Source organism: Stappia indica (assembly GCF_020177335.1).
Classification (GTDB): Bacteria; Pseudomonadota; Alphaproteobacteria; order Rhizobiales; family Stappiaceae; genus Stappia; species Stappia indica_B.
Map to the genome: position 1 here is coordinate 168288 of NZ_JAIVMG010000010.1, position 18418 is coordinate 186705.

The window sequence follows — 18418 nt, forward strand, 5'->3', positions numbered from 1 at the left end:
CGACCGGCGGTTTCAAGACATGCAGGCGGGTGCCGGTCATCCGGCCGGACCGATCAGCCGGGCGATCGGCGCATAATCGTCGGTGAGCACCGGCGGGTCGAGCCGCGTCACCAGCGCGTCGATCCGCGCCTGCGGAATGCGCCCGAGTATGCGCGGCGTGCCGTCGGCGTCTGTCGGTGGCAACAGGATGCGGCTCTGGGGCGAGGGGGTGCTGCCGGCGGACAGGACAAAGGTGGTGCGCCCGCCGCTGGCGAAATCCTCCGCCTCGATCCAGACCTCGACCACCGGAAACACCGTCTTGAGGGTGCGCACCGTTGCGGCCAATGCGTGCAGCCTGTCCATGTGGTCGATCAGGTTCATCAGGTAGACCCCATCCGGCGTCAGCCTTGCCGCGATCTCGGCGTAGAACTCGCGCGTCACCAGATGGGCCGGAACGGCGATATCGGTGAAGGCATCGCCGATCACCGCCTCGACCTGCCCCGTGTCTCGCAGCGCGGCGCGGGCATCGGCATGGCGCAGGGTGAAGCGGCTCGGGTCCACATCGAAATCCCGGGCGGCGATGCGGGTCACCTCCGGGTCGATCTCGGCGACGATGAGACCGGGCCGGGGCGCGTCCGCGCTCCAGGCGCGCGGCAGGGTCAGGGCGCCGCCGCCGATGAAGTAGGCGCTGTCCGGCGGGCCGCCGAAGCGTTCACGCGCCAGCGCGTCGATCACCGCCGTATAGGGCATTTCCAGTCGCTTCGGCGCGCCCAGAACATTGATGCCATGGCCGAGGTGGTCGATCACCATCAGCCGCGCCGGGGCGCCGATCTCGCCGGAGATGTCGAGCGAGCGGATGCAGTAGTAGCGGCTTTCCACCGTGCAGGCGGACCCGGTGAGGAAAGGGGCGGCGCCGAGCGCCAGCAGCCCGGCAAGGCAGGTCAGCGTCGCGGCGCGCGCCCGTGCCTCCCCCGGCCGCCGCAGGGCCGCCAGCAGGCAGACAACGGCGAAGCCGGCGTAGATCGCGGCGACGGTGATCAGGGTCCAACTCGTGCCCAGCCAGGCGATGAACAGATAGCCGGCGGCCAGGGTACCGGCGATGGCGCCGATGGCGCTGACCGCGTGCAGGGCGCCAAGCGCCCGGCCGCTGCGGGCGGTGTCGATGATCGCCAGCCGGGCCAGGATGGGCGAGGGAATGCCGGCTGCGAGCGAGGGCAGGAAGAACAACAGGCCCGTGAGGATGACGATCCCGCCGACCGGATCGGTGATGGTGCCGAGCACGGGGGCTGACAGCAGCCGCACCAGTGGCAGGGCGGCAACGGTGGTGATCGCGCCGAAAGCGCCGGCGAAGGTCAGGGCAAGCAGCGCGGTCCGGGGCGGCCGGTCGGCATAAAGCCCGCCGAGCCAGTGGCCGGCGGAAAAGCCGGCCAGCACGACGGCGATGACCGCGGTCCAGGTGTAGAGCGACATGCCCACGTAAGGGGCAAGCATGCGGCCGGCGACGATCTCGACGACGAGCCCGGCGGCGGCAATCAGGAATTGCGCCAGCAGCAAGAGGGGAAGGGCGATCCTGCCGGCATCGGCAGGATCCTGAGCATGAAAACCGGTCATGCGGGGAGACTAGATCAGTTCCGGCTGGTGGGGGAACCGGTTTTCCGCAACCGGGCCTTGCCGCCGGATCGAAACGGCAAGCTGGGGGGCGGGTCAGGTCGCCGGCGGGCCGATCCGGTCCGGATGGGCGGCGGCGAAAGCGGTCAGCGCCTCGCAGCGCTCGCCGATCTCCAGCACCCTCGGGCAGGCATCGAGATTGGCGCCCCAGCGGCGGGCGTTGTAGAGCTGCGGGACCAGGCAGATATCGGCCATGGTCGGCGTGTCGCCATGGCAGAACTGGCCGGTGCCCGGGGCGTCCAGCAGGGTCTCCACCGCCGCCAGACCGGAGGAAATATACTGCTGCATCCATGCATTGCGGGTCTCGTCGCCGCCGCCGGTCAGCTCAACGATATGCTTCACCACCCGCAGATTGCAGACCGGGTGGATTTCCATGGCGATGGCATGGGAGATGGCGCGCACCCGCTGGCGTCCCAGGGCATCGGCCGGCAACAGGCCGCCCTCCGGCCGGGTGTCGTTGAGATATTCGATGATCGCCAGCGACTGGGTCAGCATCTGCCCGTCGATCTCCAGCGCCGGCACCAGCCCTTGCGGGTTGCGGGCAAGATGCTCCGCTGACCGGTGCGTACCGGCGAGCAGGTCGACGGCGACGGTGTCGTGTTCGATCCCGGCCAGATTGAGGGCGATCCGAACCCGGTAGCTCGCCGAGGAGCGCCAGTAATCGTAAAGGACGGGTCGGGTCATTGCGAAAGATCTCCTGCGCGGGTCTGGCGTTCGGGTGTTGGGCCCCCGGGGGGTAAGGGCCGGGGGAGGCGGCGGCGAAGCACCGACACCCGCGTATTGCATGGCGCCGGGCGTTTCGCCAAGCCCCGCCAGCTCGGGCCAGGCGCTGGCGACCTTCGCAAAATAAATTTGACTAATTGGTCAAAATTCAGCCCAATGCTGGGGTGGATGCGGGTCCGGTAAATGAGATCCGCGGCGCAAGCAATCGCCAGAGCCGCACGAGGGGCCCTTGTTTTATGGGGCCTTGCGGCTGTTGAGGAGAACATATGCCGGAGGGCACGCGGGATCCCGCGCGTTCGCGGCCGGCCTTCGCGGAGGTTCAGCCATGGCTGACGCACTCTCGGCGCCCGACATTCGGTCGGGGCGTCTGACGCCTGAGGACTATCTGGAGAATTTCGACGATCTGCATCCGCCGCTTGGCGCCCATGAGGCCTCGGTGGAGGCGGACCGCTGCTACTTTTGCTACGATGCGCCCTGCACGATCGCCTGTCCCACCTCCATCGACATTCCCAAATTCATCCGCCAGATCTCGACGGGCAATCCGATCGGGTCCGCCAAGACGATCTTCGCGGAAAATATCCTCGGCGGCATGTGCGCCCGGGTCTGTCCGACCGAGACCCTGTGCGAGGAAGCCTGCGTGCGCAACCTCGCCGAGGATAAGCCGGTGCAGATCGGCCTGTTGCAGCGCCATGCCACCGACATCTATCTGAGCGAGCCGGACCGGCATCCGTTCGAGCGGGCACCGGAGACAGGCCGCAAGGTGGCGGTGGTCGGCGGCGGGCCGGCCGGGCTCGCCTGTGCCCATGCGCTCGCCCGGCGCGGCCACGCGGTGACCATTTTCGACGCCCGCGACAAGATCGGCGGTCTGAACGAATTTGGCATTGCCGCGTACAAATCGACTGACGATTTTGCGCAATTTGAGACCGAGTTTGTGCTGTCGATTGGCGGAATTGTCGTCGAATGTGGCAAAGCGCTGGGCCGCGACATCACCCTCGCCGATCTGCGCCGGGACTTCGATGCGGTGTTCCTCGGCATGGGGCTCGCCGGCGTCAACGCCCTCCGCGCGGAGGGAGAGGAGCTCGCCGGGGTGATCGACGCGGTCGCCTATATCGCCGAGCTGCGCCAGGCGGAGGACCTGTCCACCCTGCCGGTCGGCCGCAAGGTGGTGGTGATCGGCGGCGGCATGACCGCCATCGACATCGCCACGCAGATCAAGCGCCTCGGTGCCGAAGAGGTGACCATCGCCTATCGCCGTGACCGCGAGGCGATGAAGGCCAGCGCCTATGAGCAGGAAATCGCCCTGACCGATGGCGTCGTCATCCGCGAATGGCTGCAGCCGAAGCGGCTTCTCGGCGAGGCCGGCCACGTGACGGGCATCGAGCTGGAGCGCACGGCCGAAGACGCCGGCGGCCGCCTTGCCGGCACCGGCGAGACGGTGACGCTTCAGGCGGATCAGGTGTTCAAGGCCATCGGCCAGAGCTTCGTCGCCGATCCGCTCGGCGCGGGCGACGTCCCGGCGCTGGAAGGCGGACGCATCCGCGTCGATGGCGACCGCCGGACCTCGCTGGCCGATGTCTGGGCGGGCGGCGATTGCGTTGCCGGCGGTGAGGACCTGACCGTTGCCGCGGTCGAGGACGGCAAGGTCGCCGCCGCCGCCATCCACGCCGCGCTCAGCGCCTGACAGGGCCGCGACGCGGGCACTGTCCCGCGCGCCAGGAATTCACCCCAACCCGATCTGGGGAGACCGAACATGGCTAATCTCAGCAGCAATTTTATCGGCATCAAGTCGCCGAACCCGTTCTGGCTGGCCTCAGCGCCGCCGACCGACAAGGAATACAACGTCGTGCGCGCCTTCAAGGCAGGCTGGGGCGGCGTCGTCTGGAAGACCCTTGGCGAGGATCCGGAGGTGGTCAATGTCAACGGACCGCGCTACGGCGCGATCCATGGGCGCGACCGGAACCTCATTGGCTTCAACAACATCGAGCTGATCACCGACCGTCCGCTGGAGGTCAATCTGCGCGAGATCAAGCGGGTCAAGCGTGACTGGCCCGACCGGGCGATGGTGGTCTCGCTGATGGTCCCGTGCGAGGAGCAGAACTGGATCGACATCCTCAAGCGTGTCGAGGAGACCGAGGCCGACGGCATCGAGCTCAACTTCGGCTGCCCCCATGGCATGTCGGAACGCGGCATGGGCTCGGCGGTCGGGCAGGTGCCGGAATACATCGAGATGGTCACCCGCTGGTGCAAGCAGCACACCCGCATGCCGGTGATCGTCAAGCTGACGCCGAACATCACCGACATCCGCAATCCGGCCCGGGCGGCCAAGGCCGGCGGCGCCGATGCGGTGTCGCTGATCAACACCATCAATTCCATCGTTTCGGTCGATCTCGATGCGATGGCGCCGAACCCGACCATCGACGGGCGCGGCGCTCATGGCGGCTATTGCGGCCCGGCGGTCAAGCCGATCGCCCTCAACATGGTGGCGGAAATCGCCCGCGACGCGGCGACCCACGGGCTGCCGATCTCCGGCATTGGGGGGGTCACCACCTGGCGCGATGCCGCCGAATTCATGGCGCTGGGCGCCGGCACGGTGCAGGTCTGCACCGCTGCGATGACCTACGGGTTCAAGATCGTCGAGGAGATGATCGACGGGCTGAGCGACTGGATGGACGAGAAGGGCTACACCTCGACCGATCAGTTCATCGGCCGGGCCGTGCCCAATGTCACCGACTGGCAGCAGCTCAATCTCAATTATGTGGTCAAGGCGAAGATCGATCAGGACGCCTGCATCAAATGCGGCCGCTGTCACATTGCCTGTGAAGACACCTCGCATCAGGCGATCACGGCGATGAAGGACGGGGAGCGGCATTTCGAGGTGATCGACGCCGAATGCGTCGGCTGTAACCTGTGCGTCTCGGTCTGCCCGGTGGAAGACTGCATCACCATGGAGCAGATGACCGAAGGGGTGGATCCGCGCACCGGCAAGCTGATCGACCCGGCCTATGCTAACTGGACCACCCATCCGAACAACCCCAACCGGGTGATGGACGCCGCCGAATGAGCGACGTACCGGTAAGCGGCGCCGCGTGAGCGGGACAGGCACATCGGCGGCCAGCGGGCCGGGCATGGCGCATCTTGCCATGCTCGGCTTCGTGTTTCTGGTCTCCACCTCGTTCCCGGTGGGGCACGCCATCACCGCCGCGCTCGACCCGGCGGCACTGAACGCCCTGCGCTTCATCCTGGCCGCAGCGCTGTTCGCCGGGGTGGCGACCGCGAAAGGCACCTGGCATTGGCCGCGCCTGTCGCGGCTGCCGGTCTATCTCCTGATTGCCGCGGCGCTCGATGTCTTCTTCGTCACCATGTTCGAGGCGCTGCGCCTGACCAGTGCGCTGAATGCCGGAGCGATCTTCACCCTGCTGCCGGCCTTCACCTGCCTTGCCGGCTATCTGCTTCTGCGCCAGACCATCAGCCGGTTCCAGGGGCTCTGCCTGCTGGTCGGCGCGGTCGGCGCGCTGCTGGTCCTGTTCGGCAACGATCTGTCGCAGCTTGCCAGTCTGTCGCTCGGCGACGGCGAACGGATCTTCCTGATCGGCGTTGCCGCCTATGCCTTCTATGCCCCGCTGATGCGGCGGTTCAACCGTGGCGAGCCGCTGGAATCCTTCAATTTCTGGATCCTGGTGACGGCGGCCATGCTGCTGTGCGCCTATGCGGCGCCGCAGATGCTGGCGACCGACTGGCGCGCGGTTCCCGCCCCGGTCTATCTCGGCATCGTCTATCTGGCGGTGTTCCCGACGGCGGCCAGTTTCTTTCTGGCGAGCTATGCCAGCCTGCGCCTGCCGTCCGGACCGGTGATGGCCTACACCTATCTTCTGCCGTCCTTCGTGCTGGTGGAAACCCAGCTCCTCGGCGCACCCTTCCCGGGCGTTCCTGCGTTCTTCGGCGTGCTCACAAGCGCCGTGGCAACGCTGCTGCTGCAGCGTGATCTGCGGTGATGCGCCGGCTTGATACCTTGCCGGCTTACTGCTTGAGCGCTGTCGCCATATAGGCGATGGTCTTGCGATAGACCTCCGCCCGGTTCCACTGTTTCAGAACCCCGTAATTGGCGGTTCCCGGCGACCAATCGCCGCCCTTCCGCCAGCCATGCTGGCGTAGGAAATTGGCGGTGGAGGCAAAGACGTCCGGCTTGCTTCTGATCAGGTTCGGCCGCCCGTTGCCGTCAAAATCTACCGCGAAGCGCTCGTAGCTGGAGGCGAGAAACTGGGTCTGGCCGATCTCGCCGGCCCAGGCGCCCTTCATATCGGAAATCCGCATGTCGCCGCGATCGGCGATCCGCAATGCGCTCATGAGCTCGTTGGTGAAGAAGCGGGAGCGGCGGCAGTCATAGGCGAGTGTCGGCAGGGAGCTGAAGATGGAGATATTGCCCATATAGCTGCCGAAGCCGGATTCCAGCCCCCAGATGGCGACGATCACCTCCTTGGGCACGCCGAACCGGCGCTCCACCCGATCTAGGACGGTGATGTGCTGGCGCATCCGCCGCTTGCCGATGGCAATCGTGCTGGGTGGTGCCCGCCGGGCGAGGAACTTCTCGAAGCTCAGCTTGAACGAGCGCTGGTTGCGGTCGCGGCTGATCACCTTGGTGTTGTAGCGGGCGTTGCCCAGCGCCGCGTTGACGGTTCGCCGCGAGATGCCCGAGGCGACCGCCTGCCGCTTGAAGCTCTCCAGCCACGCGGGAAAGCCTTTCGCCGTGTTGCCGCAGGAGGCGGCGCTGGCGGTGCCGGCGGCAAGGCACAGAAAACCGGCAACCAGAAGAGCTTTGCGCATGGAACCTCCCAAGAGACTTCGGATCGGGCCGGGGCTGCCCCGACTGGACTTGCGCGGCCTGGAACGTGAAAACGCAACGTCACCCCTGAAAGGATACCTCGCGCCCTCCCAAGATCAAGCGGGCGGCAGCAATCCGTCGAAGATCAGGGCGGTCAGGGTCTTCAGCACCTCGGCGCGGTAGGCCGGATCGGCGACCTCCCGTCCGGTCAGCGCGGCGATCTGCGGGGCGAAATCCGCATAATGCTGGGTCGTCGCCCAGATCAGGAAGATCAGCTGATGCGGATCGACATCGCGGATCCGGCCCTCCGCCGCCCAGCGCCGCAGCACGCCGGTCTTTTCATCGACAAGCTCCTTGAGTGGCCCTTCCAGCACGTCGCGGATCATCGGCGCGCCCTGCATCACCTCATTGGCAAAGAGGCGGGAGGCTTCCGGCTCTTCCGCTGAAAACCGCAATTTCTGTTCGATATAGGCAGTCAGTTCCGCCCGCGGATCGCCCTCCGGATCAAGCGTGCGCAAGGGGGCGAGCCAGCGCTCCAGCAGCGCGGCCAGCACCGCCTTGTACATCTCCGTCTTGGAGCGGAAGTAATAGAGCAGGTTCGATTTCGACATGCCGGCGGCCTCGGCGATCTGCTCGACCCGTGCCCCGCGATAGCCGAACCGGGCGAAAGCAACCAGCGCCGCATCGAGGATCCGCGCCCGGTTGCGCTCCTGAATGCGGGTACGTGTGCCGCCCGGTGCCGTTGCGCTCCCGTCCATCATCATGCCTCGCGGCCCTCCCCGCCAGCGGTGGCGGGCACCGCGCCAATGCCCGCCAGGACGATGCGCACGACCGTTTGCTTGGCCTCTTCGAACTGGGCATCGCTGAGCGGCGCGTCGCCGTTCAGCGTGTCGATCTGGTGATTGAAATCCGCGTAATGCTGGGTGGTGGCCCAGATCAGGTAGAGCAGGTATTCGCCGTTGACCGGGGCGATCCGTCCCTCTGCCACCCAGCGGTCGATCACGGCGACCCGGCTGGAGGTCCAGCTTCGCAAGGTGGTTTCCAGATAGTCCTGGATCACCGGCGCCTTGTGCAGGATCTCGTTGGCCCAGACCTTGGAGCCCATCGGATGGGCGCGGGAGATGTCCATCTTCTTGGAGATATAGGCGGTGAGCGCCTCGACCGGATCGTCGTTTTCGTCGAAGGAATTGGCCGCATCGAGCCAGATGTTGAAGATATGCTCGACCACCTTGCGGTAGAGCGCTTCCTTGGTCGGGAAATAATAGTGCAGGTTGGCCTTGGGCAGACCGGCGCGTTCGGCGATCATGCCGGTGGTGGCGCCGCGAAACCCGCTTTCGGCAAACACCTCCTCGGCGGCCGCCAGGATGGCCCGCTCGTTTTCCGCGCGCACGGCGCTTTTCTGGGTTTGCCTTGCCTGTTGCTTCGCCGCCATGAGCCTTGATCGCGGTTTCACCGGTCGGCCCAAAAAATGATCTTGACCATCTGGTCAAGCCTTCCTAGGCTCGATTTGACCATTTGGTCAGGTTTTCTTGCCTGAAGCAATGGCAAACGAATAACGGACCGTCGGCGGCAAGATGTCGACAAGCGACGGCCAGGACCTTCCAGATAGCGGTTTTCGCGCGTAACGTGCGAGGACCTACCGGTGAACGGGCACCGCACACCAGTATTTTGGGTGTGTGCGAGGTGTCATTCGCCGGGAGACGGGAACCGATCGGCGGTGCTAGGCTTTTTGCCGGCGCACCGCGTCTCCGCAATCGCCGGATTTTTGCCGGCGGGACGGGTGGAGCCGATCGCATCAGCTTGCAATGGACGCCCGCGTGGGATCGCGGGCGATCGGAGGATCTATGTCGCAGCCGGCGCTTACCAGCAACAATCTCGATGCCTTCTGGATGCCGTTCACGGCCAATCGCCAGTTCAAGAAAAATCCGCGCCTGTTCGTGGGCGCGGAAGGAATGTTCTACAAGACCGCGGACGGACGGGACGTGCTGGATGGCACCGCCGGCCTGTGGTGCTGCAACGCCGGCCATGCCCGCCCGCGCATCACCGAGGCGGTGCAGCGGCAGATCGCCGAACTGGACTATGCACCGGCCTTCCAGATGGGCCATCCGCATGCCTTCGAGCTGGCCGCGCGCCTGTCGGCCCTGATGCCCTCGCCGCTCGACCATGTGTTCTTCACCAACTCCGGATCGGAATCGGTCGAAACCGCGCTGAAGATGGCCATCGCCTATCACCGGGTGCGCGGCGACGGCGCCCGGACCCGGCTGATCGGCCGTGAGCGCGGCTATCACGGTGTCAATTTCGGCGGCATCTCGGTTGGCGGCATCGTCTCCAATCGCAAGATGTTCGGCACCTTGCTCGGCGGCGTCGACCACCTGCCGCACACCCATGACCTGTCGCGCAACGCCTATTCCCGCGGCCAGCCGGAAAGCGGCGCCGAATATGCCGAGGAGCTCATCCGGCTGGTCCAGCTGCATGATGCCTCGACCATCGCCGCGGTGATCGTCGAGCCGGTGGCCGGATCGACCGGGGTGCTGATCCCGCCCAAGGGCTACCTCAAGCGCCTGCGCGAGATCTGCGACCAGCATGGCATCCTGCTGATCTTCGATGAGGTGATCACTGGGTTCGGCCGTCTCGGCTCGCCCTTCGCGGTGGAACATTTCGACGTCACCCCGGATCTGGTCACCACCGCCAAGGGCATCACCAACGGTGTCATTCCCATGGGGGCGGTGTTCTGCTCGCGCGATGTGCATGAAGCCTTCATGACCGGGCCGGAGCATCTGATCGAGTTCTTCCACGGCTACACCTACTCCGGCCATCCGGTGGCCTGCGCCGCCGCGCTCGGCACCCTCGACACCTATGAGGAGGAGGGGCTTCTCAGCCGGGCGGCGGAGCTCGACGGCTACTGGGCCGATGCGCTGCATTCGCTGCGCGGCACCCGCCATGTCATCGACATCCGCAACATCGGGCTGATCGGCGCCATCGAGCTGGAGCCGATTGCCGGCGAGCCGACCAAGCGGGCCTTCGACGCCTTCCTCAAGGCCTATGAGGCCGGCGTTCTGATCCGCACCACCGGCGACATCATCGCCCTGTCGCCGCCGCTGATCATCGAGACGGCACAGATCGACCAGCTGGTCGACACCATCAAGACCGTGCTGGAAAGCCTGGACTGAGGCATCATGACCCTGATTGAAAACGCCATCGGCGGGGCGCGCGTTGCGTCCCGTTCCGGCCGCACCGCGGCCGTCTACAATCCCGCCACCGGCGAACAGACCGGCACGCTGGGGCTCTCCTCCGCCGCTGAAGTCGGCGAGGCCATCGCCAATGCCAAGGCGGCCTTTCCCGCCTGGCGCGACACCCCGCCCCTGAAACGGGCGCGGATGATGTTCCGCTTCAAGGAACTCTTGTCGGCCAATGCCGATGCCATCGCCCGGGCGATTTCCGCCGAGCATGGCAAGACCCACGACGATGCCCTGGGCGAGGTGGCGCGCGGCATCGAGGTGGTGGAGTTCGCTTGCGGCATCCCGCATCTCCTGAAGGGGGAATTCGCCCGCAATGTGGGGCCTGCCATCGACAGCTATTCCGACCGGCAGCCGCTGGGCGTCGTCGCCGGCATCACCCCGTTCAATTTCCCGGCGATGGTGCCCTTGTGGATGTATCCGCTGGCGGTCGCTTGCGGCAACACCTTCATTCTCAAGCCGTCGGAGCGCGATCCTGGCGCCGTGATGGTGGTCTATGATCTCTTCCGCGAGGCCGGCTTCCCCGATGGGGTGCTGAACGTGGTGCATGGCGACAAGGAAGCGGTGGATGCGCTGCTGACCCACCCGGATGTGAAGGCGATTTCCTTCGTCGGCTCAACGCCGATCGCCGAATACGTCTATGCCACCGGCACCGCGCACGGCAAGCGGGTGCAGGCGCTGGGCGGCGCCAAGAACCACATGATCGTCATGCCCGATGCGGACATGGACCAGGCCGCCGATGCGCTGATGGGCGCCGGCTACGGTTCGGCCGGCGAGCGCTGCATGGCGATCTCCGTCGCCGTGCCGATCGGCGAGGAAACCGCCGACCGGCTGGTGGAAAAGCTCATTCCCCGGGTGCAGGCGCTGAAGATCGGCCCGGCCACCGACAAGGACGCGGAAATGGGCCCGCTGGTAACGCAAGCGCATATGCGCAAGGTGCTGGGCTACATCGACCAGGGCGAGAAGGAAGGCGCGGAACTGCTGGTCGACGGGCGCGGGTTCTCGCTGCAGGGCTACGAGAACGGCTATTTCGTCGGCGGTACCCTGTTCGACCGGGTCACCCGCGACATGACCATCTACCGGGAAGAGATCTTCGGGCCGGTGCTCTCGGTGGTGCGGGCCAAGGGCTATGATGAAGCGCTGTCGCTGATCAACGAGCATGAATACGGCAACGGCACGGCGATCTTCACCCGCGACGGCGACGCCGCCCGGGCCTTCGCCGATGGCATCGAGGTCGGCATGGTCGGCATCAACGTGCCGATCCCGGTGCCGGTCGCCTATTTCTCCTTCGGCGGCTGGAAGCGCTCGCTGTTCGGCGATCATTCGATCTACGGCGCGGAAGGGGTGCGGTTCAACACCCGGCTGAAGACCGTGACCACGCGCTGGCCCGCCGGCATCAAGGATGGCGCGGTCTACACCTTCCCCTCATTGCAATGAAACGCCTCAGGCTAAGGAGCCGCTCCCCCTTGGAGCGAGAACTCGAAATTCTTCAGTTCGAGTTAGCGCGAGTGAAAAATCGTGGAGGTCCGGCGAGGGGGTATGTTTCCGATCTCCTGAAGAAAATATCGGAAATAAAACGGGAGATCTATATTCAAAATAAAGAAAGTAAAATTTTGAGAAAGAAGGTTCAGGCGGAGAGGTTGCTGTCGGAGTCGAAAGGCAAAAAGAAAAGATATAAAAGAAAAGGTTCGGTGTGGACGGTGAGTGGAGGTTTGCCGACACTTGGAAAGCGGAGGTAGAATATGAGTGTTTTCGCAGCAAATGTTCGCATCGACGGCGACCGGCTCTGGGAGAGCCTGATGGAGATGGCGAAGATCGGACCGGGTGTCGCCGGCGGCAACAACCGTCAGACCCTCACCGACGCCGATGCGGAAGGCCGCAAGCTGTTCCAGTGCTGGTGCGAGGCTGCCGGCCTGTCCATGGGGGTCGACACCATGGGCAACATGTTCATGACCCGGCCGGGCACCGACCCGGAGGCGCTGCCCGTCTATGTCGGTTCCCATCTCGACACCCAGCCGACCGGCGGCAAGTATGACGGCGTGCTCGGGGTGCTCGGCGGGCTGGAACTGGTCCGCACCCTCAACGATCTCAACATCAAGACCCGGCGGCCGATCGTCGTCACCAACTGGACCAATGAGGAAGGCACCCGCTTTGCCCCCGCCATGCTGGCATCGGGGGTCTTTGCCGGGGTGCATGAGCTCGACTGGGCCTATGCCCGCGAGGATGCGGAGGGAAAGACCGTCGGCGACGAGCTGAAGCGCATCGGCTGGGTCGGTGAGGAAGAGGTCGGCGCGCGCAAGATGCACGCCATGTTCGAATTGCACATCGAGCAGGGGCCGATCCTGGAGGCGGAGCACAAGGACATCGGCGTCGTCACCCATGGCCAGGGCCTGTGGTGGCTGCAGGTGACGGTGACCGGCAAGGACAGCCATACCGGCTCCACGCCGATGCCGATGCGCCGCAACGCCGGCCTCGGCATGGCGCGGCTGACCGAGTTGGTGCATGAGATCGCCATGAGCCACCAGCCGCGCGCGGTTGGCGCCATCGGCCATTGCGATGTTCATCCCAACTCGCGCAACGTCATTCCCGGGAAGGTGGTCTTCACCGTCGATTTCCGTTCGCCGGACCGGGACACCCTGGATGGCATGAAGGCCGAGTTCGAGCGCCGCGCTCCGGCCATTGCCGAGGAGCTGGGGCTGGGGCTGGACATCGAGGCGGTCGGCCATTTCGACCCGGTCACCTTCGATGAGACCTGCGTCAAGGCGGTGCGCGGCGCGGCCGAGAAGCTCGGCTACTCGCACATGGATATCATATCCGGCGCCGGCCACGACGCCTGCTGGGTCAACCGGGTGGCGCCGACGGCGATGATCATGTGCCCCTGCGTCGACGGGCTGTCGCACAACGAGGCGGAGGATATTTCCAGGGAGTGGGCCACCGCCGGCGCCGATGTGCTGCTGCACGCGGTGCTGGAAAGCGCGGAGATCGTGGAGTGAGGTGAGATCTGGAGACGGGTGTCGCCGAGCGGAATGGGAGGACGTATGGGGGGTAAAGCACGAATGCTGCCGCGTACGGGGCTGTCTGTTTCCGTCCTGCTCGCCGTCGCGGCGCTCTCGGTCCAGGCGAGCCCGGCGGCTACCTTGGGGCGAGAACCGAAACGTGATGAGATTGAGGATCGGCTTCGGGGGCTGGCCGAGGGAGAGTATCTTCCCGCACTTGCCACGGGCTTCTGTAGCGTTGGAGACGATCATTTTATCGAGAATAGTTCTTTTGTCTCGGAAATTCTCGAAGACGGAAATGTGTATGCCAAGATTGTAAAGCGAGGCGCCAGCTTCTCTGCGTTGATCGTTGCGGGAAAGGATGTGACGACAGTTGATGAAGCCGCTCCGCTGCTCCGGTTCTTTTTTACCAACCGAGAATGCCCGACGATTCATGGAATTTCCGAGATCGGAGCAGTCAATATTGACAGGCTGGAGGTGATCGATGAGGGCAGTACGTATTACCTGCGCTTGCGCCCCTTCAAGCCGCACTGAAGACCTGAAAGTGTGTGTCACATAACAAACTTCGGAGGACCAGCGATGGCCAGCAAAGTCATCAAGGGCGGGACGGTGGTCACCGCCGATCTCACCTACAAGGCCGATGTGAAGGTCGAGGACGGGAGGATCGTCGAGATCGGGCCGGACCTTTCCGGCGATACGGTTCTGGACGCCAGCGGCTGCTACGTGATGCCGGGCGGCATCGACCCGCATGTGCATCTGGAAATGCCCTTCATGGGCACCTATTCCACCGACGATTTCGAAAGCGGCACCCGCGCCGGCCTGGCCGGCGGCACCACCATGGTGGTCGATTTCTGTCTGCCGGCGCCCGGCCAGTCGCTGCTTGAGGCGCTGACCATGTGGGACAACAAGTCGACCCGCGCCAATTGCGACTATTCCTTCCACATGGCCATCACCTGGTGGGGCGAACAGGTCTTCAACGAGATGGAGACGGTGGTTCGCGACAAGGGCATCAACACCTTCAAGCATTTCATGGCCTACAAGGGCGCCTTGATGGTGCAGGACGACGAGATGTACGCCTCGTTCCAGCGCTGCGCCGAGCTCGGCGCCATGCCGCTGGTGCACGCGGAAAACGGCGATGTGGTCGCCGACCTCTCGGCGCGGCTTCTGGCGGAGGGCAACAACGGGCCGGAGGCCCATGCCTACTCACGTCCGCCGCAGGTGGAGGGCGAGGCGACCAACCGGGCGATCATGATCGCCGACATGGCCGGCGTGCCGCTCTATGTGGTGCACACCTCCTGCGAGGAGAGCCACGAGGCGATCCGCCGGGCGCGGCAGCAGGGCAAGCGGGTCTATGGCGAGCCGCTGATCCAGCATCTGACCCTCGATGACAGCGAGTATTTCAACAAGGACTGGGACCATGCCGCCCGCCGGGTGATGTCGCCGCCGTTCCGCAACAAGCAGCATCAGGATTCGCTTTGGGCGGGGCTGGCCTCCGGCTCGCTGCAGGTGGTGGCCACCGATCACTGCGCCTTCACCACCGAGCAGAAGCGCACCGGCGTCGGCGACTTCACCAAGATCCCCAACGGCACCGGCGGTCTGGAAGACCGGATGCCGATGCTGTGGAGCAATGGCGTTGCCACCGGCCGGCTGACGATGAACGAGTTCGTCGCCGTCACCTCCACCAACATCGCCAAGATCCTCAACATCTATCCGCGAAAAGGGGCGATCCTAGTCGGCGCCGATGCGGATATCGTCGTCTGGGATCCGGCGAAGGAGAAGACCATCTCCGCCGCCAGCCAGCAGTCGTCCATCGATTACAACGTGTTCGAGGGCAAGCATGTGACCGGCCTGCCGCGCTTCACCCTGACGCGCGGCGAAGTGGCGATCGACGATGGCACGGTGAAGACCCGCGAGGGCCATGGCCAGTTCGTCGCCCGCGAGCCCTATCAGGCGGTGGGCCGGGCGCTGTCCACCTGGAAGGAGCTGACGGCACCGCGCAAGGTGGAACGCAGCGGCATCCCGCAAAGCGGCGTCTAGGCCGTCACCGTCGCAAGAGCTGGCGCGCGCCGGTGGCGTGGGCCGGCATTACAACAAGAAAAAGCCCGGCCATCCGGAGCCGGGCAATGGGGTACGCGAGCCATGCAGCCACAGCCAGCGGACAGTGCGGCAAGATCCGTCATTGATATCGCCAAGCTTTCCCTGACCTTCGAGACCGGCGACGGCCCGGTCCATGCCCTCTCCGACATCGATCTCAACATCGGCGCGGGCGAATTCGTCTCCTTCATCGGCCCGAGCGGATGCGGCAAGACCACGCTCCTGCGGGTGATCGCCGATCTGGAGGCACCGACCGGCGGCACCATTTCCGTCAATGGCATGAGCCCGCATGAGGCCCGGCTGGCCCGCGCCTATGGCTATGTCTTCCAGGCCGCCGCGCTCTATCCCTGGCGGACGATTGCCGAGAACATCGCCCTGCCGCTGGAGATCATGGGCCATTCCCGCGAGGACCGGGAAGAGCGGGTTCGCCGCAACATGGAGCTGGTCGATCTCGACGGCTTCGAGCGCAAGTATCCCTGGCAATTGTCGGGGGGCATGCAGCAGCGGGCCTCCATCGCCCGTGCCCTGTCCTTCGATCCCGACCTTCTGTTGATGGACGAGCCGTTCGGCGCGCTGGACGAGATCGTGCGCGATCATCTCAACGAGCAGCTCCTGAAGCTCTGGGCCAAGACCGACAAGACGGTCGTGTTCGTTACCCACTCGATCCCGGAGGCGGTGTTCCTGTCGACCAAGATCGTGGTGCTGTGTCCACGCCCCGGCCGGATCTACGACATCATCGACAATCCGCTGCCGCGCGATCGCGGTCTCGACATCCGCGAGACCGCCGAGTTCCTGAAGGTCGCGCATCGGGTGCGTGAGGGCTTGCGGGCGGGGCACAGCTACGATGACTGAGGCCGGCACGTTCCAAACCCCATCCCGCTCGCCCTTTGCCGGGCTGATGTCCGGCACCGCCGGGCCGGTGATCGTCGTCGTCGCGGCGATCATCGCCATCTGGTATCTGGCCGCCGTGCTGCTCAACACGCCGTTCCAGCGTGACATCTATCAGCGCGGCGGTATCGAAAACCCGCCGCTGGCCCAGCTCGTCGCCGACACCCTGTCGCAGCCGCGCCCGGTACTGCCGGCGCCGCATCAGGTCGCCGAGGAGATCTGGAAGACCACGGCGGAAAAATCCATCACCTCGAAGCGCAGCCTCGTCTACCACAGCGGCGTCACCCTCTCCTCGACCCTGCTCGGCTTCATCATCGGCACGGGGCTGGGCATCGCGCTCGCCATCGGCGTGGTGCACAGCCGGGTGCTCGACAAGAGCCTGATGCCCTGGATCATTTCCTCCCAGACCATCCCGATCCTGGCGATCGCGCCGATGATCATCGTCGTGCTCAACGCCATCGGCATTACCGGATTGCTGCCCAAGGCAATGATCTCCACCTACCTGTCGTTTTTCCCGGTGACGGTGGGCATGGTGAAGGGGTTGCGCGCGCCCGAGGCGATCCAGCTCGATCTGATGAAGACCTATTCGTCCTCCACCGCCCAGACCCTGTGGAAGCTGCGCCTGCCCTCGGCCATGCCCTATCTCTTCGCCTCGATGAAGGTGGGGGTGGCGGCCAGTCTGGTCGGGGCCATCGTCGGCGAATTGCCGACCGGCGCGGTGGCCGGGCTCGGCGCCCGCCTGCTCGCCGGCTCCTACTATGGCCAGACCGTGCAGATCTGGTCGGCGCTGATCGTCGCGGCGGTGCTTGCCGCCGGCCTCGTCAGCCTGATCGGCCTGACCGAACGGGTGGTGCTGCAACGCATGGGGATGGCGCGATGAGCCCGGTAACGCGGATCCTGTCGACCCTGGCGCTGGTCGTCGCCCTCATGGGCAGCATGTTGACCGTCATTGAAACGCCGATCATGACGCTGGGGCTGTTCGCCCTGCCGGTGCTGCTGGTCGGAGTCCTCCTCTCCATTCTGGTGCTGGCGCCCTACCGCACCGGCCTTTTGTCCGGCGCCCGGGCCTGTGCGGCGCTGACCGGCGTGTCGCTGCTGATGGCGGTCGCGCTCCTGGGAACGGTGAGCACCTATCCGGGTGCGGCCTCGCACGGGTTCTGGGCCTATGTGCTGGTCGCCTGGGCGATGGCCTGGCTGTCGGTGGAGGAGCTGTCGGGCTTGATGCCGCAGAGCCCCCTGGGCCAGCGGCTGGTGGCACTGGCCATCCCGCTTTCCTTCGGCGTCTGGCTGCTGATCCTGTGGCAGCTCGCGGTGGTCGGCTTCGGCGTGCCCCGGGTGCTGCTGCCGGCGCCGTCTGAAATCTGGCTGCGTCTCCTTTCCTCGCCGCAGATCCTTTGGGAGGATTTCCGGCAGACCTTCCTGAAGGCGGTGCTGATCGGCTACGCCCTTGGCTGTGGCAGCGGCTTTCTGGTGGCGATCCTGGTCGACCGGGTGCCGTTCCTGCGCCGGGGCCTGCTGCCGATCGGCAATCTCGTCTCAGCCCTGCCGATCATCGGCGTGGCGCCGATCATGGTGATGTGGTTCGGTTTCGACTGGCCGTCCAAGGCGGCGGTGGTCGTGATCATGACCTTCTTCCCGATGCTGGTGAACACGGTCACCGGGCTTGCCGCCGCCGACCGCATCCAGCATGACCTGATGCATACATATGCGGCAAACTACCGCCAGACCCTGCTGAAGATGCGGCTGCCGATGGCCATGCCGTTCATCTTCAATGCCCTGAAAATCAACTCGACGCTTGCGCTCATCGGGGCCATTGTTGCGGAATTCTTCGGCACGCCCATCGTCGGCATGGGCTTCCGCATTTCCACCGAGGTCGGGCGGATGAATGTCGACATGGTCTGGGCGTCGATTGCCGTGGCGGCGCTCGCCGGATCGCTTTTCTACGGCTTGGTGACGCTCATCGAACGGGTGGTCACCTTCTGGCATCCGTCAGTCCGAGGATAACGGGCGGCGGG

General features: G+C 65.4%; 16 protein-coding genes. 11 read left to right on the forward strand and 5 right to left on the reverse strand.

What is annotated here, in order from left to right; translation table 11 throughout:
• Positions 1–36: 36 nt before the first annotated feature.
• Positions 37–1590 carry a fused MFS/spermidine synthase gene (locus tag LC062_RS14795; protein ID WP_224911809.1) on the reverse strand — a complete coding sequence of 518 codons (1554 nt, stop codon included), beginning with the start codon at positions 1588–1590 and terminating at the stop codon, positions 37–39.
• A 93-nt stretch (positions 1591–1683) separates the two neighbouring features.
• Complete coding sequence (gene maiA, locus LC062_RS14800) at positions 1684–2331, reverse strand: maleylacetoacetate isomerase (protein ID WP_224911810.1); 648 nt, start codon at positions 2329–2331, stop codon at positions 1684–1686.
• Positions 2332–2695: 364 nt separating this feature from the next.
• Between maiA and LC062_RS14805 the strand changes: the two genes are divergently transcribed.
• From LC062_RS14805 to LC062_RS14815, 3 genes are all read left to right on the forward strand, one after another.
• Positions 2696–4051 (forward strand): NAD(P)-dependent oxidoreductase, encoded by a 1356-nt coding sequence (locus LC062_RS14805; protein ID WP_224911811.1) that lies wholly within the window; start codon positions 2696–2698, stop codon positions 4049–4051.
• Between the two features lie 69 nt (positions 4052–4120).
• Positions 4121–5431, forward strand: coding sequence for an NAD-dependent dihydropyrimidine dehydrogenase subunit PreA (gene preA / locus LC062_RS14810; protein ID WP_224911812.1), 1311 nt, complete (start codon positions 4121–4123; stop codon positions 5429–5431).
• Positions 5432–5456: 25 nt separating this feature from the next.
• On the forward strand, positions 5457–6362 hold the full coding sequence (locus LC062_RS14815; protein ID WP_224911813.1) for a DMT family transporter: 906 nt from the start codon (positions 5457–5459) through the stop codon (positions 6360–6362).
• Between the two features lie 25 nt (positions 6363–6387).
• On the opposite strand, the gene LC062_RS14820 is transcribed toward LC062_RS14815, so the two are convergent.
• The 3 genes from LC062_RS14820 to LC062_RS14830 form a co-directional block, all read right to left on the reverse strand.
• Positions 6388–7191 carry a lytic murein transglycosylase gene (locus LC062_RS14820; RefSeq protein WP_224911814.1) on the reverse strand — a complete coding sequence of 268 codons (804 nt, stop codon included), beginning with the start codon at positions 7189–7191 and terminating at the stop codon, positions 6388–6390.
• Positions 7192–7305: 114 nt separating this feature from the next.
• Entirely contained in the window at positions 7306–7953 is a 648-nt protein-coding gene (locus tag LC062_RS14825) for a TetR family transcriptional regulator C-terminal domain-containing protein (protein WP_224911815.1), read from the reverse strand.
• Positions 7950–8579: a TetR/AcrR family transcriptional regulator gene (locus tag LC062_RS14830; RefSeq protein ID WP_224911816.1), complete on the reverse strand. Its 630-nt coding sequence runs from the start codon at positions 8577–8579 to the stop codon at positions 7950–7952. Before LC062_RS14830 ends, LC062_RS14825 begins: the two co-directional genes overlap by 4 nt.
• A gap of 454 nt (positions 8580–9033) precedes the next feature.
• On the opposite strand from LC062_RS14830, the gene LC062_RS14835 reads away from it, so the two are divergent.
• From LC062_RS14835 to LC062_RS14870, 8 genes are all read left to right on the forward strand, one after another.
• On the forward strand, positions 9034–10359 hold the full coding sequence (locus LC062_RS14835; RefSeq protein ID WP_224911817.1) for an aspartate aminotransferase family protein: 1326 nt from the start codon (positions 9034–9036) through the stop codon (positions 10357–10359).
• Between the two features lie 6 nt (positions 10360–10365).
• Entirely contained in the window at positions 10366–11862 is a 1497-nt protein-coding gene (locus tag LC062_RS14840; RefSeq protein ID WP_224911818.1) for a CoA-acylating methylmalonate-semialdehyde dehydrogenase, read from the forward strand.
• A 305-nt stretch (positions 11863–12167) separates the two neighbouring features.
• Complete coding sequence (locus LC062_RS14845) at positions 12168–13418, forward strand: Zn-dependent hydrolase (RefSeq protein WP_224911819.1); 1251 nt, start codon at positions 12168–12170, stop codon at positions 13416–13418.
• Between the two features lie 63 nt (positions 13419–13481).
• Positions 13482–13955 (forward strand): hypothetical protein, encoded by a 474-nt coding sequence (locus LC062_RS14850; protein ID WP_224911820.1) that lies wholly within the window; start codon positions 13482–13484, stop codon positions 13953–13955.
• Between the two features lie 45 nt (positions 13956–14000).
• Positions 14001–15458, forward strand: a complete 1458-nt coding sequence (gene hydA / locus LC062_RS14855; RefSeq protein WP_224911821.1) for a dihydropyrimidinase — start codon at positions 14001–14003, stop codon at positions 15456–15458.
• A gap of 102 nt (positions 15459–15560) precedes the next feature.
• Positions 15561–16367: an ABC transporter ATP-binding protein gene (locus LC062_RS14860; RefSeq protein ID WP_224911822.1), complete on the forward strand. Its 807-nt coding sequence runs from the start codon at positions 15561–15563 to the stop codon at positions 16365–16367.
• A complete protein-coding gene (locus tag LC062_RS14865) occupies positions 16360–17283 on the forward strand; it encodes an ABC transporter permease (protein WP_181760013.1) in 924 nt (307 codons plus the stop codon). The genes LC062_RS14860 and LC062_RS14865 overlap by 8 nt, the downstream gene beginning before the upstream one ends.
• 56 nt (positions 17284–17339) lie before the next feature.
• Positions 17340–18407 (forward strand): ABC transporter permease, encoded by a 1068-nt coding sequence (locus LC062_RS14870; RefSeq protein ID WP_404829732.1) that lies wholly within the window; start codon positions 17340–17342, stop codon positions 18405–18407.
• The last annotated feature ends 11 nt before the right edge of the window (positions 18408–18418 follow it).

Bases quoted from the DNA above. Each gene is read 5' to 3' on its own strand.
- LC062_RS14795 (WP_224911809.1), bottom strand. From the start codon at position 1,590: ATGACCGGTTTTCATGCTCAGGATCCTGCCGATGCCGGCAGGATCGCC.
- maiA (WP_224911810.1), bottom strand. From the start codon at position 2,331: ATGACCCGACCCGTCCTTTACGATTACTGGCGCTCCTCGGCGAGCTAC.
- LC062_RS14805 (WP_224911811.1), top strand. From the start codon at position 2,696: ATGGCTGACGCACTCTCGGCGCCCGACATTCGGTCGGGGCGTCTGACG.
- preA (WP_224911812.1), top strand. From the start codon at position 4,121: ATGGCTAATCTCAGCAGCAATTTTATCGGCATCAAGTCGCCGAACCCG.
- LC062_RS14820 (WP_224911814.1), bottom strand. From the start codon at position 7,191: ATGCGCAAAGCTCTTCTGGTTGCCGGTTTTCTGTGCCTTGCCGCCGGC.
- LC062_RS14825 (WP_224911815.1), bottom strand. From the start codon at position 7,953: ATGATGATGGACGGGAGCGCAACGGCACCGGGCGGCACACGTACCCGC.
- LC062_RS14835 (WP_224911817.1), top strand. From the start codon at position 9,034: ATGTCGCAGCCGGCGCTTACCAGCAACAATCTCGATGCCTTCTGGATG.
- LC062_RS14840 (WP_224911818.1), top strand. From the start codon at position 10,366: ATGACCCTGATTGAAAACGCCATCGGCGGGGCGCGCGTTGCGTCCCGT.
- LC062_RS14845 (WP_224911819.1), top strand. From the start codon at position 12,168: ATGAGTGTTTTCGCAGCAAATGTTCGCATCGACGGCGACCGGCTCTGG.
- LC062_RS14850 (WP_224911820.1), top strand. From the start codon at position 13,482: ATGCTGCCGCGTACGGGGCTGTCTGTTTCCGTCCTGCTCGCCGTCGCG.
- hydA (WP_224911821.1), top strand. From the start codon at position 14,001: ATGGCCAGCAAAGTCATCAAGGGCGGGACGGTGGTCACCGCCGATCTC.
- LC062_RS14860 (WP_224911822.1), top strand. From the start codon at position 15,561: ATGCAGCCACAGCCAGCGGACAGTGCGGCAAGATCCGTCATTGATATC.
- LC062_RS14865 (WP_181760013.1), top strand. From the start codon at position 16,360: ATGACTGAGGCCGGCACGTTCCAAACCCCATCCCGCTCGCCCTTTGCC.
- LC062_RS14870 (WP_404829732.1), top strand. From the start codon at position 17,340: ATGTTGACCGTCATTGAAACGCCGATCATGACGCTGGGGCTGTTCGCC.